Origin of the sequence: Paenibacillus sp. PAMC 26794 (assembly GCF_000316035.1) — a bacterium.
Lineage (GTDB): Bacteria > Bacillota > Bacilli > Paenibacillales > Paenibacillaceae > Paenibacillus.
This window is the reverse complement of sequence record NZ_ANHX01000041.1, coordinates 1-16,622: the sequence shown is the minus strand read 5'-3', so window position 1 is coordinate 16,622 and position 16,622 is coordinate 1. Positions and strand designations below refer to the sequence as shown.

Sequence of the window (16,622 nt, the reverse complement as noted above, 5' to 3'; positions counted from 1 at the left end):
GTATAATGGAGGAAAACCTGAAGAAAAACTGTAGAAACATCCGGATGGATTTCGTATTTTAGCAGAAGGTAGGGTATATATGGACGTATCAGAACATTACATTCAACTGCGATTAAACTTTCCACATGTACATGATGAACAAGAAGTACATACAACGGTAGGTGAACTTGCCGATCTTTTATGTTGTACCATGCGCAATATGAACCTCATTATGAACAAATTCAAGGAGAACGGATGGGTCAGGTGGAACCCGCAACGCGGAAGAGGCAAAAAATCGATGCTGGTATTTTGTGTCCCGTTGCTTGAAGTGGCGCGTGAACGGTTTGACCATCTCCTGGATGGGAACAGGATGGAGGATGCCTATGAACTGGCCACCACCTTGCCAATTACGATGAGAGAACATCTGATGCAGCAAATGCAGCATCAATTCGGTCTGCGTTCGAATGGAGGGGACAGAGGACGAGTGGATACATTGCGGATTCCGCAGAATACACCTTTTAAGACTCTCGACCCAACGCAGACGGGGATGTGGGGAGAAGTTTTCATCATTGCAGAAGTCTTTGATCGTTTGGTTCGTTATAATGCTGAACGCCAAGTCTGCGAGCCGAGTCTGGCTATAGCATGGGAGAGTCATGTGGACGGAAGGGAATGGACCTTTTATCTGCACAAAGGCATACCTTTTCATCATGGAAGGATACTGGAGGCAGAGGACGTCAAGTTTACCTTTGATCGCATTATCTCTGACAAGAGTAACCCGTGCAGGCCTCTGTTTGGGTCCATTGAGAGCATAGAGGTGTATGACCAGTTGACTGTACGTTTTGTGTTAAACAAGCCTAACTTCATGTTCCCGGATCTGATGAGCAGTATGTCTGCATCGATCTTGCCGAGAGATGTGGAGATGAATCCGCTCCATCCGATTGGAACAGGACCTTATCGGTTGACGCGTCATGATTCGAAGCAGCTTGTGCTTGAGGTTTTTCTTGCCTATTTCAGAGGGCGGGTTTATGTGGATCGCGTTGAAGTGTGGCAGCTCCCCCACTTGGCAAAAGCGGAGTCCATCATCAAGCATGATTTATTTCCGGATGCACAACCTCGTGCTGTACAGCATGAGATGCAGGGCGGAGTGTATATGACGTTTAATATGCAAAAGGAAGGGCCGCAGCATGATGTGAATTTTCGCCGGGCTGTTCAACAGCTATTGAATGCGCAAGAGTTGTCGCAAGCGCTCGGAAGCACGAACACGCAGGCTGCTTATAGTCTGATTCGAGGACGAGTACAGCAACCTTTAAAGGTGGGTTCAGATCAAGGGGAGCCATGGAAACAGCAATCGGAACAAATAGAATGTTCGGTCACACCTGTACCTGACCTTTCCGTGGAGACCTCACTGGCGCGGGCCTCAGCATTATTGCGTCATAGCTCTTATCAAGGGCAGAGTTTAAGCCTGTGGGTGGAAGAAGGAGAGAAGATGGAGACGGATATGGTCTGGTTTGCAGAGAGATGTAAACAGATTGGCTTACATATCAACATTATGCCGGGAGATCCGGTCCATGCAGTCTATCAAGATGGGTTTGGGGATTGTGATCTGATCTATACAGGAGAAGTCTTCAATGATCATGTCGTGCTGAGTCTCGTGACGATGTACACCTTCCAGAACACGTTATTCCTGATTGCGATGAATGATTACTGGAGACATGAACTGGAACAGGAATGTGGACGAGTGGTCATGATCCAGGAACCTGCGGAGCGGTTGAGTAGATTGATTCGGCTAGAGGATCGACTGATTCAGGAGGCATTGCTTCTGCCCACGTACAGCTTCAAGGAAGAACACGCCCATCATGATTCGTTGCGAGATTATCGTCTTGCGGGGTATGGTCTGCCTGATCTGCGCAGATTGTGGGTGAAGAGAAGCCCTGGGGCCGCTGAAGAGGATGCGAGTTACCCGGTGTATATTCCATTGTGGTAGGACTATGCAAGCGTAGCAATGCCGTATTAACGGACTTCACCGATTGCTTGTCAAACTAGTCCGCATATATCGAACAAGTCCCTCATAACATGTACTAATCAAGTAGGGGTTCTGCTGCAAGCACAATCCTGAAGTGAAAACATGTGCTAAAGGGGATGATGTCATGCGCCGAATATCATGGATGCTTGCCATGGTATTGGTCTTATCGGTCTTGCTTGCCGCCTGCGGGAAGAAGGATGCGGCAGCTGTGGTCAAAGATCTGAACGAAGTCGTAGGAGAGATGGAAAGTTACCAGGGGGCAGGCGTGATGACGCTGCATACCGGAGATACGCCGCAGCAGTACAAGGTCGAGGTATGGCATCAGAAGCCTTCCTATTATCGTATTGCGTTAACCAATGCCAAAAAGGATGTAACACAGATTGTACTGCGTAACGATGAAGGCGTGTTTGTTTTGACGCCGAGCCAGAACAAAAGCTTCCGTTTTCAAAGCAACTGGCCAGATAACCAAGGACAGGTATATCTCTATGAAACATTGATTCGGAGCATTACGGGAGATACAACCCGTCAGTTTGCGGATGAGAAGGAAAGCTATGTTTTTGATGTAGCTGCCAATTATAATACACATGCACTCGTCAGACAGAAGATCTGGCTGAACAAAAGTGATTACGCACCTAAACAGGTGGAGGTATCCGACTCCAATGCCAATGTGGTCGTGGATGTGAAGTTTGACTCCTTCAAATTCGGTGCTGCATTTGAAAAAGATGCCTTTGACATGCAACGTAACATGACAGCCAATACAGAAGAAGGTGGCAAAACAGGAACGGACTCCGGTGTGACTCCTGCGGAGCAAACCGGGAATGAGGGCGGTAAAGAACCTGCCAATCCTCAGACTGCGCCTGAACCTGACGGAGCTGTCACTGATGGACAGACGGGTGTGGGTGGTGACACAGAGCAGCAAGGTACAGAAGGCGCTGCAACAGGTCAGGAAGGCGAAGCGCCAACACTCGCAGAACCGGAAGGCTCAGACAGCTTTGGCGTAATTCAGCCGACCTATGCGCCGGAAGGTGTGCAGCTCAAGGATGACCAGATTCTTGAAGAGGCGGGAGACTATTCGGTTATGCTTCGTTATGAAGGAACATATAATTACACGATATTTGAAGCCAGACCACAGGATCGAGCTGTATCGCTTGCTCCATCCAGTGTAGTGGATCTTGGATTCACACTGGGGATGATCAGCGGTGATGCATTGAAGACCCTGACATGGATGACAGATGGCATAGAATATCGGATCACCAGTGCAGACCTGCCTCAGAACGAAATGGTACGCATTGCAACATCGATGCAGGAAGAGTCAGGTAAATGATTTTTGAACAAATGAACGAATAGTAGCATAAACATAAGGAATGCTAAGAAGCATCGGAGACCCGTTCTCCGGTGCTTTGCTTTGATGTAAGAAAGGTGTTGATTTAGCGCTGTTTTTCTTACCCGATACACTCAATAAAGCAAAATGCGCTTCTACGCAGAGGGAACCGGGTAAATAATCGATATAAGCAGATTTTTGCTGGGGTGGAAAGTGGAATTTTGCCCTGCTAATCTCGCTTATCGCGGTCTTCTTCTGTGTTCGCATTTGTTCCTCAAACGGCGCACCTTACATCTGTTTTTGAATGCGAAACATCGGTTCATTTGACACTCACATGCTGGAGCATTACGATGGAGTCTGACGTGAGCCGGATTAAGATGATTAGAGAAGGTGACTTAACGTGCAAGGACAATATCGGCCGACCCAAGCGGAGATCAATTTGGATCATTTGTGTACTAACGTAGAAGCTTTCCGCGAGGCATTGCCTCAGGGCATGAAATTCCTCGCCTGTGTGAAGGCCAATGCCTATGGACACGGAGCGGTGGAGACGGCTAGAGAACTGGAACGAGTGGGTGTGGATTACTTAAGTGTGGCTTTTCTTGACGAAGCTCTGGAACTGCGAGAACATGGGATTACGATTCCAATTCTGGTATTGGGTTATACGCCGCCTGAAGGGATCGCTGTTGCATGGAAATATGATGTGACCGTCACACTGTTCAGCAGGGAAGTGCTTGACGCCATTCGACATCTGGATGCAAGCACATTCGCTAACAAACTGAAGGTTCATATTAAAATCGACAGCGGCATGGGCCGATTAGGTCTGTTGCCTGGCGATGAGGCATTGGCTTTCATTCAGGAAGTAGCTTCGCTCAATCAGATGATGCTGGAAGGCATGTTTACCCATTTTGCCAGAGCAGATGAAGAAGACAAAACCTATACACTGGAGCAGTATAGACGGTTCCAAAGCGTGGTTCATGCGCTCAGGGATCAGGGGTGTTTCATCCCGATTATACATACGGCGAACAGCGCCGCTGCCATTGATACACCGGAATTGTCCTATGACATGGTACGTGTGGGAATAAGCCTGTACGGACTGTATCCTTCGGCTGAGGTGAATCATCAGGTGGTGAAGCTGTCCCCAGTATTGACGCTGAAGACAAAAGCGGTTCTAGTCAAAACACTGCCACCCCATTGGGGGATCAGTTACGGAACACGTTATTTTACGCAAGGGTACGAACGAATAGCGACCCTGCCGATCGGATATGCAGACGGATTCTCAAGAATGTTGACAGGTAAAGCACAAGTGCTTGTACGCGGCCGCCGCGTCACTGTCGTTGGTACGATCTGCATGGATCAGTGTATGGTGTCGTTACAATCTTTCGCGGAAGAGGCGGAAGAAATTCAAGTCGGCGAAGAGGTTGTCCTCATCGGTCATCAGTCTGGTGGCGTAATAACCGCAGACGAGGTGGCAATCCAGCTCGGTACGATTGCTTATGAAGTGATCTGCATGATGGCGCACCGCATTCCACGGGTATATACCCGCGGGGGAGCAGTAGTCGCCAGAATCAATCCACTTTTGACATCCTGACAGGTTAACTGGACGTCATTACCAATAAACTTTTTTTCAGAACAGAAGGAAAACTGTCGGAGCATCTCGAATTATGTATGACGGTAAGGATTTAATTCCTGAATTGAGATGTTTGGTCTGTACGAATATTGTTCCCCGTGTTTATAATGGAGTACAGCATACTTGATATACTCGGGGCATATATATTCCTTTGTATAAAAGTTCTGGAAAAACGTAATACTGGTTCACAATGGCGAAAGGTTTGTGGGGGTGGAAGAAAGGTGGCCAACTTGCAGAACACCAAGCGGATCATGATCAGTTTACCTGATTATCTTTTGCAGGAAGTGGATGGCATCGTAGCGCTGGAGAATTCCAACCGCAGCGAATTGATTAGGCAGGCTATGAAGCTGTATTTAACGGAGCGTAAGAAACGTTACATCCGTGAAACGATGCAGCGAGGGTACATGGAGATGGCAAAAATTAATCTGACCATGGCATCCGAAGCCTTTCATGCGGAGGAAGATGCGGACAGCACTCTGGACCGCTTAGTTAGCGGGGTGTAGACATTGATCGTAAAACGTGGTGACGTTTTTTTTGCGGATCTTTCTCCCGTTGTCGGTTCCGAGCAAGGTGGAGTCAGGCCGGTTCTGGTGATCCAGAATGATATCGGCAACCGGTTCAGTCCAACTTGTATTGTGGCGGCTATCACCGCCCAGATCCAGAAGGCAAAGCTGCCAACGCATGTTGAAATTGATGCGGTGGCACACGGCTTTGACCGGGACTCGGTTATTTTGCTCGAACAAATACGGACGATTGATAAGCAGAGGTTGACTGACAAGATTACCCATCTGGACGAGGAGACCATGAAATTGGTCAACGAAGCCTTACAGATCAGCCTTGGTTTAATCGATTTTTAAGGCAGTAACCAGCGTCTTGTACGCTGCCCTGCCGTCCGTTGGCAATGGATGTTCCTGTAAGGGAACACACTGAATTCAGACTGTAACCAAAAGAGCGTATGACATCCTTCGGGCTGTTATGCGCTCTTTTGATTAAAGCTTGATGAAAGCGTAGAACATTGGCGATCTTTTCGCTATAATGAAACATGAGAAACCGTTTACCCGAAAGACCTATATATAGAGGTGGAGGAGACATATGAGCATTTACATCAATCAGGAGAAACTTCAATTTCATTTACAGACCAGAGAGGCCAGTTACGTATTCCAGGTACTGCCTTCAGGATATTTGGTGCATTTGTATTATGGCAAAAAATTACGCGACACCGATCTGAGCTGGTTGCATGTACGGACAGAACGAGCGTCCTTTAGCCCTAACCCGGTGCCAGAGGATCGTACGATCTCATTCGATACGTTGCCAGTGGAATTGCCGGTGTATGGCACGAGTGATTTCCGTAATCCTGCAATCCAATTGGAACTTCAGAATGGCTCAACGGTTTCGGAGTTTACGTATACAGGTCATCGATTGGTCAAAGGAAAGGCAGCGCTTACCGGATTGCCAGCAACGTATGTTGAATCCGATGACGAAGCAGAGACGCTGGTTATTGAGTTGGAAGACCGCGTCGCTGGTATCAAGATCGAGCTTTCTTATACTGCCTTTACGGCATTTAATGCGATTACACGCTCCATGCGTATCGTTAATGAGAGCGCTACCTCAGTGAATGTGGTGCGTGCGCTCAGTTCTTCTGTTGATTTCCCGCATGCTGATTATGAATTGTTGCAGTTGTCAGGAGCTTGGACACGGGAACGTGATATCGTTCGCAGACCGCTTGCTTCAGGCCTGCAAGGGATTGAGAGCCGTCGTGGTTCAAGCAGTCACCAGCAGAATCCATTTATTGCGCTGATGACTCCAGGCACGGATGAAGATCAGGGTGAAGTCTACGGATTCAGTCTCGTCTATAGTGGCAGCTTCACCGCACAGGCTGAAGTAGATCAGTTCCACACCACCCGTGTATCGCTCGGGATCAACCCGTTCGAGTTCAGCTGGAAGCTGGAGCCACAGGAAGCGTTCCAGACACCTGAGACAGTTATGGTGTACTCGGCTGCAGGTTTGGACGGCATGTCACAGTCCTACCACGAATTGTATCGGGAGCGTCTGGCACGCGGCAAATTCCGCAATGCAGAGCGTCCGGTGTTGGTCAATAACTGGGAAGCGACTTACTTTGGTTTCGATGCAGACAAGATTGAACAGATCGCTCGCGCTGGACAGAAGTTGGGTATTGAGCTGTTTGTGTTGGATGATGGATGGTTTGGACACCGGGACAGTGACAACTCCTCGCTGGGTGACTGGATTGTAGATAAAAACAAATTGCCACAGGGACTGGATGATTTGGCTAACCGCGTAACAGGTCTGGACATGCAGTTCGGATTGTGGTTTGAGCCTGAGATGATCTCGCCAGACAGTGAGTTATATCGTGCGCATCCGGACTGGTGTCTGCATGTGCCTGATCGTCGCCGGACAGAAGGACGTCAGCAATTGGTACTCGATTTCTCTCGTCAGGATGTACGTGATGAGATTGTGCGCATGTTAACAGATGTACTTGGTTCTGCACCAATCACTTATGTGAAATGGGACATGAACCGGAATATGACGGAAGTGGGTTCTGCATTGCTTCCGGCAGACAGACAGCGTGAGACCGCGCATCGTTACATGCTGGGGTTGTATGACGTCATGGAACGAATCACTTCGGCGTTCCCGAACATTCTATTCGAGAGCTGTTCAGGTGGTGGTGGTCGCTTCGATCCAGGTATGCTGTATTACATGCCACAGACATGGACAAGTGATAACACGGATGCCATATCTCGCTTACGGATTCAATATGGTACGAGTCTTGTATACCCGGTAAGTTCGATGGGATCGCATATCTCAGCGGTACCGAATCATCAGGTGAACCGGATAACTTCACTTGAAATTCGGGGACATGTTGCGATGTCGGGCAACTTCGGGTACGAGCTGGACCTGACGAAATTCACGGAGGAAGAGAACGACATCGTGAAAGCGCAGGTTGAACTGTACAAGGAGATTCGTGGAACGGTTCAATATGGAACATTCCGTCGCTTGCTCAGTCCGTTTGAAGGCAATGAGACCGCGTGGATGTTTATTGCACCGGACGGAAGCGAAGCTGTTGTATTCTACTTCCGCGTGCTCTCTGAGCCTAATGCGCCACTTCAGCGCCTGAAGCTGAAAGGATTAGACCCGAATGCAGATTATCGTCTGAAAGGCGGATCGGAGACCTTTACCGGCGATGCCCTCATGTATGGCGGTATTTCGGTAGGCAGCACATCAGGAGACTATCTGAGCGAGATGTTCCGGTTCGAGCGCGTCTAGATTGCAAATGCATATAAAGCTTTAAATAAGGAAGGGCCGAGGAGCGTCGTGTTGACGTTTTTCGGTCTTTTTTTGACGTAATGGGGAAGGCTGGAGGATGACATCATTCTGTCAGAACTTGTATGCTTGCGGATTGATGGGAATCTGGACGGGATTTTGTGATAATATAGGGTAGAGTGGATTGATCAAATGGTTTAACTATACTGTAATTACAGTAGCAAAGCTGCCCTGAAATGATTGTAACGAACGATTCAGGAAGGAAAGAGGGATTTATTTTGTCTGAACAGGAAACGGTTCTGGAACCCAATGAAGAAACAATAAAGGCAGAACGCCATGAACGAATCATCAAACAGGTAGCCAAGGAACTGTCACTGTCCTTAAAGCAGGTCCGCACGACTTCGGAGCTTCTGGACGAAGGCAATACGATTCCATTTATCGCCCGCTACCGTAAAGAAATGACTGGAGAGCTGGATGAGAACCAGCTGCGATCGATTGAAGAACGCATTGTTTATCTGCGCAATCTTGAGGATCGCAAATTGGAAGTCATCCGTATTATAGAGGAACAGGGCAAGCTGACCGGAGAACTGAAGCAATCCATTACGCAGGCTGTGAAGCTGCAGGAAGTGGAAGATCTGTATCGACCTTACCGTCAGAAGCGGAAAACGCGTGCCAGTGTGGCCAAGGAAAAAGGTCTTGAACCTCTTGCTGGTTGGATCTGGGGTCAACTGAAACAAGGAGATGCACTCCAGGAAGCTGCGAAATATATCAATGCTGAACTGGGTGTAGAAGATGCGGAGTCGGCGCTTCAGGGAGCCAAAGACATTCTCGCGGAGAATATCGCAGACGACGCTGCCATTCGTGCCTGGATTCGTCGGTACACCTTGGATCACGGGATGCTGACTTCAGAAGCGAAGGATGCTCAGGTGGAGTCCGTGTACGAGAATTATTATGATTACCGCGAACTAGCCAAAAAGATGCCTCCACACCGTATTCTCGCAATTAATCGCGGTGAACGTGAGAGTATTCTGAAAGTCGGCCTGGACGTACAGGCAGAACCGGCCCATCGCCATATGGAAGGACAGATCATTCGTGGTGCTTCTGCCGTGCAGGATATCCTGCGTGATGTGATTGAAGATGCATACAAGCGGCTGATTGCACCTTCGATCGAGCGTGAAGTTCGTGGAGAACTGACCGAAAAAGGTGAAAATCAGGCCATATCGGTATTCTCTGCCAATCTACGTAACCTGTTGCTTCAACCGCCGATTCATGGCAAACGTGTGCTGGGTGTCGATCCGGCCTATCGTACCGGTTGTAAACTGGCTGTAGTAGATGATACGGGCAAACTGCTGGAAGTGGCTGTGACCTACCCAACGCCACCACACAACAAGAAACGTGAAGCTGCGGAAGTATTCCATCGGATGATCAAGCATTATGATATCGGACTGATCGTCATTGGTAATGGTACCGGATCACGTGAGACGGAGCAGTTTGTTGCCGAGATCATTCAGGAGAATGGTGATGAAAGTCTTGTGTATCTGATTGTTAACGAAGCAGGCGCGAGTGTATATTCTGCATCCAAGCTGGCCCAGGAAGAGTTCCCCGATCTGGATGTTGCGGAGCGTAGTGCAGCTTCCATTGCTCGCCGGGTACAAGACCCGCTGGCGGAGTTGGTTAAGATTGATCCAAAAGCCATTGGCGTGGGTCAATATCAGCATGACGTATCCCAGAAGATTCTCGAAGAAAGCCTGAAGGCTGTCGTGGAATCCGCAGTTAACCATGTGGGTGTGGATGTGAATACAGCATCACCTTCGTTGCTGTCATATGTTGCCGGAGTTAACGCTACGATTGCCAAAAACATTGTGAAGTACCGTGAAGAAAATGGCCGGTTTACGAACCGCCGTCAGCTTCAGAAGGTGCCACGTCTGGGTGCCAAAACCTATGAGCAGTGCGTAGGATTTATGCGTATTGGTGAGGGAGAGAACCCGCTGGACCGTACACCGATTCACCCTGAGTCTTACAAGGTAGTGGATCAGCTGTTCAAGGAGCTTCAGGTTGCACTGGACAAGCTGGGTAGCAAGGAACTGTCGGTATTACTGTCAGAGCAACAGCCAGAACAATTGGCCGTGAAACTGGACGTAGGTGTGCCTACATTGCGTGACATTCTGGACAGCTTGCAGCGTCCGGGGCGTGACCCGCGTGAAGAAATGCCGTTGCCAATCTTCCGTACAGATGTATTGAAAATTGAGGATCTGGTGGAAGGCATGGAGCTGCAAGGTACGGTTCGGAACGTTATTGATTTCGGTGCTTTTGTTGATATTGGGATCAAGAGTGATGGGCTTGTCCATATTTCACAGCTCAGCAATGGGTATGTTAAACATCCGATGGACGTTGTGTCTGTCGGGGATAATGTAACGGTCTGGGTGATGAGTGTGGATACCAAAAAAGGCCGTGTCGGCCTTACGATGAAGAAGCCTGCTTCTGCGCAACAGTCTTCTTAAATAGTAGGATTGGAGAACAGCCTTCCCTAACCAGGAAGGCTGTTTGTTGTCGACAGTAATAGTCCCGTTGTCCGTTCTAATTCCTCTAGTAAGTACGGTGGGCAATATGTGCATTTTCTTAAAGTGCGTGTTCAAAAGGCCATCTTTCGTAATCCAAAGCAGACTTTTATGAACAACCTCTTAAAGTTCGTTCTCCGCGCTGCGTGGTGTGCCATTTGCTGGTTTGTTACGATAAAAGAACCAGCATTCGTTCAGCAACTTGATTTGCCGGCTGTCCTTTTTGTGAAATGCACGCATCAGTTGATTGCAAAGCCATTGAGGCAAGGGTATCTCCTCCTCTTGCATAATTCATCTGTACGTTAGCATATGTGGCAATAGCCTGGACTGTGCGGGATAAGTGGAGGCCTCCGGCAAATCAATATCTCAATCACACAAAAAAAGCACAAATCCCAATTCAGGAAGATGTGCTTTTCGTTCTCATCATTATAAAATGATCCCTGCGGTGAATTAGAGAGCTTCCATCTCTTCTTCATACCATTGTTCCAATTGGGCCTGAAGAGCCCGGATTTCAGTAAGTAGAGAAATCAAAGGATAGTGGCTTTCACGTAGTGCTGCAAAAGATTCTTCAAGCGCATTGATATAATCAAGGCCACCGATGATAGTAAGATTTTCGTTCAGGAGATCGAGGCTGTCACATTCGGCGATCGCCCAAGGCAGGACAGGCACATCTGCTGCAGTGAGTTTATCAATTTCCTTGTGCAGGCGCAGGTTGAGCGCACTGAGTTGATAGGCGTAATCTGCCGGCATTTCCACGAACTGCAATTGTTGTTCCTGCTGCAGGATGACATAGCGCATTGTAGGCATAACGAGTAATAATCTCCCCTCATACATTCTACTTGACAGTGTAGCCTACGAAACGGTTAAAATTCAAGTATTATACCGGAAAAACAAATGCTCCGAGGGGGTGCAAGGAGAGGATACCGATGGAAAATGAGGAATTGCAACAATGGATTGAACAGGTATCACTGGATCATTTCGGAGTACCGTTCACCCATGAAGCATTGTTTAACAGTCGCCTGACCACGACGGGTGGGCGTTATATGCTCAAAAGTCACCGGATTGAGATCAATCCGCATCAACTCGAAGCCTACGGGCGGGATGAGGTTGAGAAAATCATCAAGCATGAGCTGTGTCACTATCATCTGCATATTCGTGGGCGCGGCTATCAGCATCGTGACCCGGAATTCAAGGCTTTATTGCAGAAGGTAGGTGGCTCGCGTTACTGCCAATCACTTCCTGACGGCAAAGGCAGAAAGCCGCTACCCTATCGTTATAAGCTGGTGTGCAAGAGCTGTGGTACGGAATATTTGCGCAAGCGTAAAATAGATCCGAAGCGTTATCGTTGTGGCCGTTGTGCGGGAAAACTGGGGCTTCACGACATATAGTAATTTTGTTTTGGAGTATAGTGCGGATGGATCTTAAGAAATTTGTAAATCTTTTGTTGGATTTCCTGTCATTTATCTGATGTAAACTGTTCATCAGTCCACATAATCCAGTTTAAAAGAAAAGGAGGAGTGCCCCTTTGAAGGCCCACAGTGTATTGGTTGTTGATGATGATCCCGATATCAGCAATGCGATTGAAATATATTTGCGTAGTGAAGGAATCGGGGTTTACAAGGCGTCGGATGGGGAAGAGGCATTGCAAAAGCTCCAAGCCCATTCTGTTCAGCTCATTATTATGGATATTATGATACCTGGATTGGATGGACTGCAGACGACACTTGAAATTCGTGAAACCTGTAATGTTCCGATCATTATGTTATCTGCCAGAACAGAGGATTATGATAAAATTGTGGGTTTGAACATCGGTGCGGATGATTACATAGCCAAGCCATTCAACCCATTGGAACTTATGGCAAGGGTAAAGTCCCAGTTACGACGCTTCACCGGCCTGGGTGCGCAGATAAATCAAAGTTCCGAAGACGCAGAACACGAGATTCAGGTTCGTGGCCTAGTATATAACAAACAGAAGAAAACAATGACCTTGGAAGGAGAAGATGTTAGGCTGACGCCTACCGAATTTCATATTCTTAGGCTTTTTATGGAGAATAAGGGCCGGATCTTTGCTATCGATGAAATTTATGAACGTGTATGGAAAGAGCCTGCCTTTCAGCCGGAGAATACAGTCGCTGTTCACATCCGCAGAATCCGTGAGAAGATTGAATTTAATCCCAGAGAACCCAAATATATAAAGGTGGTGTGGGGTATTGGTTACAAACTGGAAGAATAATATGCTGGCTTACGGAGTTCGGATAGCAGCGATGATTTGTTTTACACTGGTGTTTATGAAGCTTGCATCATTGAGGTATGAGATGCGATTCATTTATAAAGATTGGAATGTATCTGGTGTTATACCTTTGATCCTGCTCTTAGTCATTGGTACGGCGTTACTTGTGACTGCGAATCGTATTCCTTTGCCTGAGAATAGCAAATATCGGAAGGTGACAATCTGGTGGAGTGAAAAACTTTCCTTGGATGCACATTTTATTACCTTATGTATAGGGTCCTTTCTACTGTTAAAAGTACTAAACGGGGTGACTTCAGATTATGGGATAACTCCTTACTTTTTCACTCGTCGATGGATAAATGATATTTTTGTTTATTTTATAGGCATGTTCATCGCTGGTCTCGGAGTGTGGTTTGTTGGTGTGCATGTAAGGGGGGCTGTCCGGTATATCGGGAATATGTCCAGCCATAGGCCAATACGAAACGAGATATGGGTATGGAAATGGTACAGTTTGGTGAAAAAGATTTTGGAGCAAGGCGAGGCCGCTGACAAAAAAAGAATTCAGCGTTTAATCTTATTATGTATGGTGCAATGTCTTATGCAATTAGCGGTTATTTCTCTCGCGTCCATTAAGTCTTCAATGGTCACTCCATTTGTGTTTTTGACAGTTCTGATTAGTGTTTTCTTGGTATATAGTATGTTTCAACTGATTCATGTGGCGCAGCAACTTACGCAAGCGGCTAAGGAAATGGGAGAAGGCAGGTTCAATGTGCAGTTCCCAGAGCATGTAACAGGCATAATGCAATCATTGGTGACACAGATGAACGGAATGAGACAAGGGCTCCAGAATGCAATGAAAGAACAGGTTACGAGCCAGCGTATGAAATCCGAGTTGATCGCTAACGTTTCTCATGATCTGAAAACACCTGTAACCTCTTTGGTTAGTTATATCGATCTGCTTAAGCGCGATGAGGGCACAGAGGAGGAGAAGGCTGGATACATTCAAGTTCTGGAACGGAAAACGCAGCGTCTGTGTTTGTTGGTGGAGGACTTATTTGAAGCAGCGAAAATGGCGAGCGGAGATGTGGAACTTCATTTAAAACAGATAGACATGGGGGAGTTACTTCGACAGGCTGTAGCAGAATATAGTGATTCGTTCGAGCAGGCAGAGTTACAGATAAGGATTCGAGAGGAGACTGAGCCTGTATACGCAATGGTGGACGGCAGCCGGATGTGGCGCGTAATGGAGAATATGTTGGGAAACGTTTTGAAATATGGTCTGCCCCAATCCAGAGTCTATATTGAACTGATCGAACAAGGAAATCAAATGGAGTTTACGATCAAAAATGTATCCGCATACGAGATGGAGTTCTCATCGGATGAGATTTTTGAACGTTTTAAGCGTGGGGACCGTTCCCGTTCAACGGAGGGTTCAGGTCTAGGCTTGTCTATCGCCAGAAGCATTGTTGAATTGCATGTAGGTTCTATGGGAATACAAGTGGACGGAGACGTATTCAAAGTAAGTGTTTGCCTTCCACGAGCAGACAGGGACATGATCCAAAATACTACCCAACTGGCGATGACCTCTTCCTTCTGAGAGGCAGAAAGCAATACAATTAGGAAATCTTGACAGGTCTGTTGACTTGGATTATTAATCATGATAGATTAATCTTATTCAAGTTAATTTTCCCTGATAGCTCAGTTGGTAGAGCACTCGACTGTTAATCGAGTTGTCACAGGTTCGAGCCCTGTTCGGGGAGCCATTTCTTGGAGAGATACCCAAGTGGCTATAAGGGGACCCTCTGCTAAGGGGTTAGACTGCGTAAGCGGTGCGAGGGTTCGAATCCCTCTCTCTCCGTTCTGAATTAAACTTCTCTGCAAAGGGATGAGAACCCTAAAGGTTCGTCGGAGCATAAGCTTCGTTAGCAATACTCCGCAGTCTCGAACGAAGTGAGAGTATCCCTCTCTCTCCGTTCTGATTGCACAAAAAATCCTCTTCACATTAGACCGGTTAACGGTCAGTGTGAAGGGGATTTTTTGCGTTTACTGATCTTTGGTTATCCCTGGTATACGCTTCTGTCTAAAGCGAAATGCTCAACACCTCGTATAAACCTTTCTTGCCTGCTTCCGTTACTTCGACAGAGCGACTTCCTGTTTTTTGACGAATCCAGTCCAGTTCCGACAATCGATGTCTGAGTTGTTCCCCAAGCATACCTGAGAGATGATGGCGGCGTTCGCTCCAATCCAGACATTTGCGAGCGATGGCCCGGCGTGACCCCGGTTTCACTTGAAGTTCAATTCCGAACGTGTTGAACCACTGCGTTCCTTTCTCTGTAACTTGATAATCCTTGCTGTGTGCCTCTTCGGGCTCTGAAAGATACCCCTTCTGTACTAAGGCTTCACAGAGCGAGATTCCCAATTTCCCGGCCAGATGACCATAACAGGTCCGTGCATAACTCAGTTGTTGAAGCTGATCGGATTGTTTGAGGTAGCGGATCTGTACAGGCGGGGCAATACTGGCCATGCTTTCAATAAGATTAGCAATTTCTTTGTTTGCAAGACGGTAGTATCGATGGCGTCCTTGTTGTTCAACTTCAAGTAATCCTCCCTCTACGAGTTTAGCTAGATGGCTGCTTGCCGTCTGGGGAGTGACACTTGCCATATGAGCGAGCTCACCTGCGGGCAACGCACGGCCATCCAGTAAGGATGACAGAAAAATAGCGCGGCTTGGATCAGCGATTAACGACGCAATAACAGTAATATTCGGATATACATTCATACTTCGATCATATCTGAACTATTACTGTATTACAATCGAGTTGTATCGTCCCATATGGGTCAGATTGAGCTTATAAATCATTGGAGTTGGAACAGGAGAGGTACAGGATGAAAAAGATAACGAAACAGGACTTTGCTACAGAGCAGTTGTCCGCGAGTCCAGCAGTGATTCAACATGAAACGATTAACCCGAGTATTCTATATTATGGTACGCCTGTAGTGCTGCTAAGTACATTAAATGAGGATGGGTCAACCAATCTGTCTCCACTGTCATCATCTTGGGCGCTGGGGGACTGTCTGGTGCTGGGTACAGGTACACAGGGCAAAGCCTATGAAAATCTGAGTCGACATCCGGAGTGTGTGATTAATTTACCAGATGCGACCATGTGGAGACAGGTTGAGGCATTAGGACATTATACGGGAGTCACCCCGGTTCCTGAGGAGAAAAGGCAGATGGGCTATGAATATTGTCATGATAAATTCACTGTAGCTGGACTGACATCTGAATGCTCGTTTCAGGTGGCTCCCGATAAAATAGTTGAATGTCCGCTCCAGATTGAAGCGGCTGTACAACACATACGTATTCCCGAACATACACCGTTCATGGCGATTGTGGAAGTGAAAGCGTTGAAGGTGCACGCGCACACAAGACTAATATCTGGACCAAACAAGATTAATCCGGAGGAATGGCATCCGCTGATATATAATTTCAGACATTATTACGGATTGGGAGAGAGACAAGGGGAAAATTTCCGGGCGAAGAATTGACCTGAGTGCAGGCTTTTTATTATATAAGATGAATTAATCATTTACACGATAACGGAGAG

At 47.3% G+C, this 16,622-nt stretch carries 14 protein-coding genes and 2 tRNA genes; 13 read left to right on the top strand and 3 right to left on the bottom strand.

What is annotated here, in order from left to right; all coding sequences use genetic code 11:
- Positions 1–79 precede the first annotated feature (79 nt).
- The 7 genes from D829_RS0116615 to D829_RS0116585 all read left to right on the top strand — a co-directional run bounded on the left by D829_RS0116615 (position 80) and on the right by D829_RS0116585 (position 10,730).
- Positions 80–1,963, top strand: coding sequence for an ABC transporter substrate-binding protein (locus D829_RS0116615; protein WP_017690040.1), 1,884 nt, complete (start codon positions 80–82; stop codon positions 1,961–1,963).
- A gap of 163 nt (positions 1,964–2,126) precedes the next feature.
- Positions 2,127–3,326, top strand: a complete 1,200-nt coding sequence (locus D829_RS0116610; protein WP_017690039.1) for an outer membrane lipoprotein-sorting protein — start codon at positions 2,127–2,129, stop codon at positions 3,324–3,326.
- A 397-nt stretch (positions 3,327–3,723) separates the two neighbouring features.
- Complete coding sequence (gene alr / locus D829_RS0116605; protein WP_017690038.1) at positions 3,724–4,911, top strand: alanine racemase; 1,188 nt, start codon at positions 3,724–3,726, stop codon at positions 4,909–4,911.
- A 260-nt stretch (positions 4,912–5,171) separates the two neighbouring features.
- Positions 5,172–5,453, top strand: a complete 282-nt coding sequence (locus tag D829_RS0116600; RefSeq protein ID WP_017690037.1) for a ribbon-helix-helix protein, CopG family — start codon at positions 5,172–5,174, stop codon at positions 5,451–5,453.
- 3 nt (positions 5,454–5,456) lie between these two features.
- Entirely contained in the window at positions 5,457–5,807 is a 351-nt protein-coding gene (locus D829_RS0116595; protein WP_017690036.1) for a type II toxin-antitoxin system PemK/MazF family toxin, read from the top strand.
- Between the two features lie 235 nt (positions 5,808–6,042).
- Positions 6,043–8,232: an alpha-galactosidase gene (locus tag D829_RS0116590; protein WP_017690035.1), complete on the top strand. Its 2,190-nt coding sequence runs from the start codon at positions 6,043–6,045 to the stop codon at positions 8,230–8,232.
- A gap of 275 nt (positions 8,233–8,507) precedes the next feature.
- Positions 8,508–10,730 carry a Tex family protein gene (locus D829_RS0116585; protein WP_017690034.1) on the top strand — a complete coding sequence of 741 codons (2,223 nt, stop codon included), beginning with the start codon at positions 8,508–8,510 and terminating at the stop codon, positions 10,728–10,730.
- Between the two features lie 180 nt (positions 10,731–10,910).
- Here the strand turns inward: D829_RS0116585 and cmpA are convergent, their stop codons facing one another.
- Together cmpA and D829_RS0116575 are read right to left on the bottom strand one after the other, a co-directional pair.
- Positions 10,911–11,054, bottom strand: coding sequence for a cortex morphogenetic protein CmpA (gene cmpA / locus D829_RS33230; RefSeq protein WP_017690033.1), 144 nt, complete (start codon positions 11,052–11,054; stop codon positions 10,911–10,913).
- Between the two features lie 183 nt (positions 11,055–11,237).
- On the bottom strand, positions 11,238–11,594 hold the full coding sequence (locus D829_RS0116575) for a hypothetical protein (RefSeq protein ID WP_017690032.1): 357 nt from the start codon (positions 11,592–11,594) through the stop codon (positions 11,238–11,240).
- Positions 11,595–11,713: 119 nt separating this feature from the next.
- Here D829_RS0116575 and D829_RS0116570 point away from each other — a divergent pair, with 119 nt between their 5' ends.
- From D829_RS0116570 to D829_RS0116550, 5 genes are all read left to right on the top strand, one after another.
- Positions 11,714–12,175, top strand: a complete 462-nt coding sequence (locus tag D829_RS0116570) for a SprT family protein (protein WP_017690031.1) — start codon at positions 11,714–11,716, stop codon at positions 12,173–12,175.
- A 137-nt stretch (positions 12,176–12,312) separates the two neighbouring features.
- Entirely contained in the window at positions 12,313–13,020 is a 708-nt protein-coding gene (locus D829_RS0116565; protein WP_017690030.1) for a response regulator transcription factor, read from the top strand.
- Positions 12,998–14,614 (top strand): HAMP domain-containing sensor histidine kinase, encoded by a 1,617-nt coding sequence (locus tag D829_RS32490; protein ID WP_017690029.1) that lies wholly within the window; start codon positions 12,998–13,000, stop codon positions 14,612–14,614. The genes D829_RS0116565 and D829_RS32490 overlap by 23 nt, the downstream gene beginning before the upstream one ends.
- A gap of 90 nt (positions 14,615–14,704) precedes the next feature.
- Positions 14,705–14,780: transfer RNA gene (locus D829_RS0116555), tRNA-Asn, on the top strand.
- Positions 14,781–14,786: 6 nt separating this feature from the next.
- Positions 14,787–14,875, top strand: a tRNA-Ser gene (locus D829_RS0116550).
- 222 nt (positions 14,876–15,097) lie between these two features.
- Here the strand turns inward: D829_RS0116550 and D829_RS0116545 are convergent.
- Entirely contained in the window at positions 15,098–15,796 is a 699-nt protein-coding gene (locus D829_RS0116545; protein WP_026081221.1) for a winged helix-turn-helix domain-containing protein, read from the bottom strand.
- 107 nt (positions 15,797–15,903) lie between these two features.
- Between D829_RS0116545 and D829_RS0116540 the strand changes: the two genes are divergently transcribed.
- On the top strand, positions 15,904–16,563 hold the full coding sequence (locus tag D829_RS0116540; protein ID WP_017690027.1) for a flavin reductase family protein: 660 nt from the start codon (positions 15,904–15,906) through the stop codon (positions 16,561–16,563).
- The last annotated feature ends 59 nt before the right edge of the window (positions 16,564–16,622 follow it).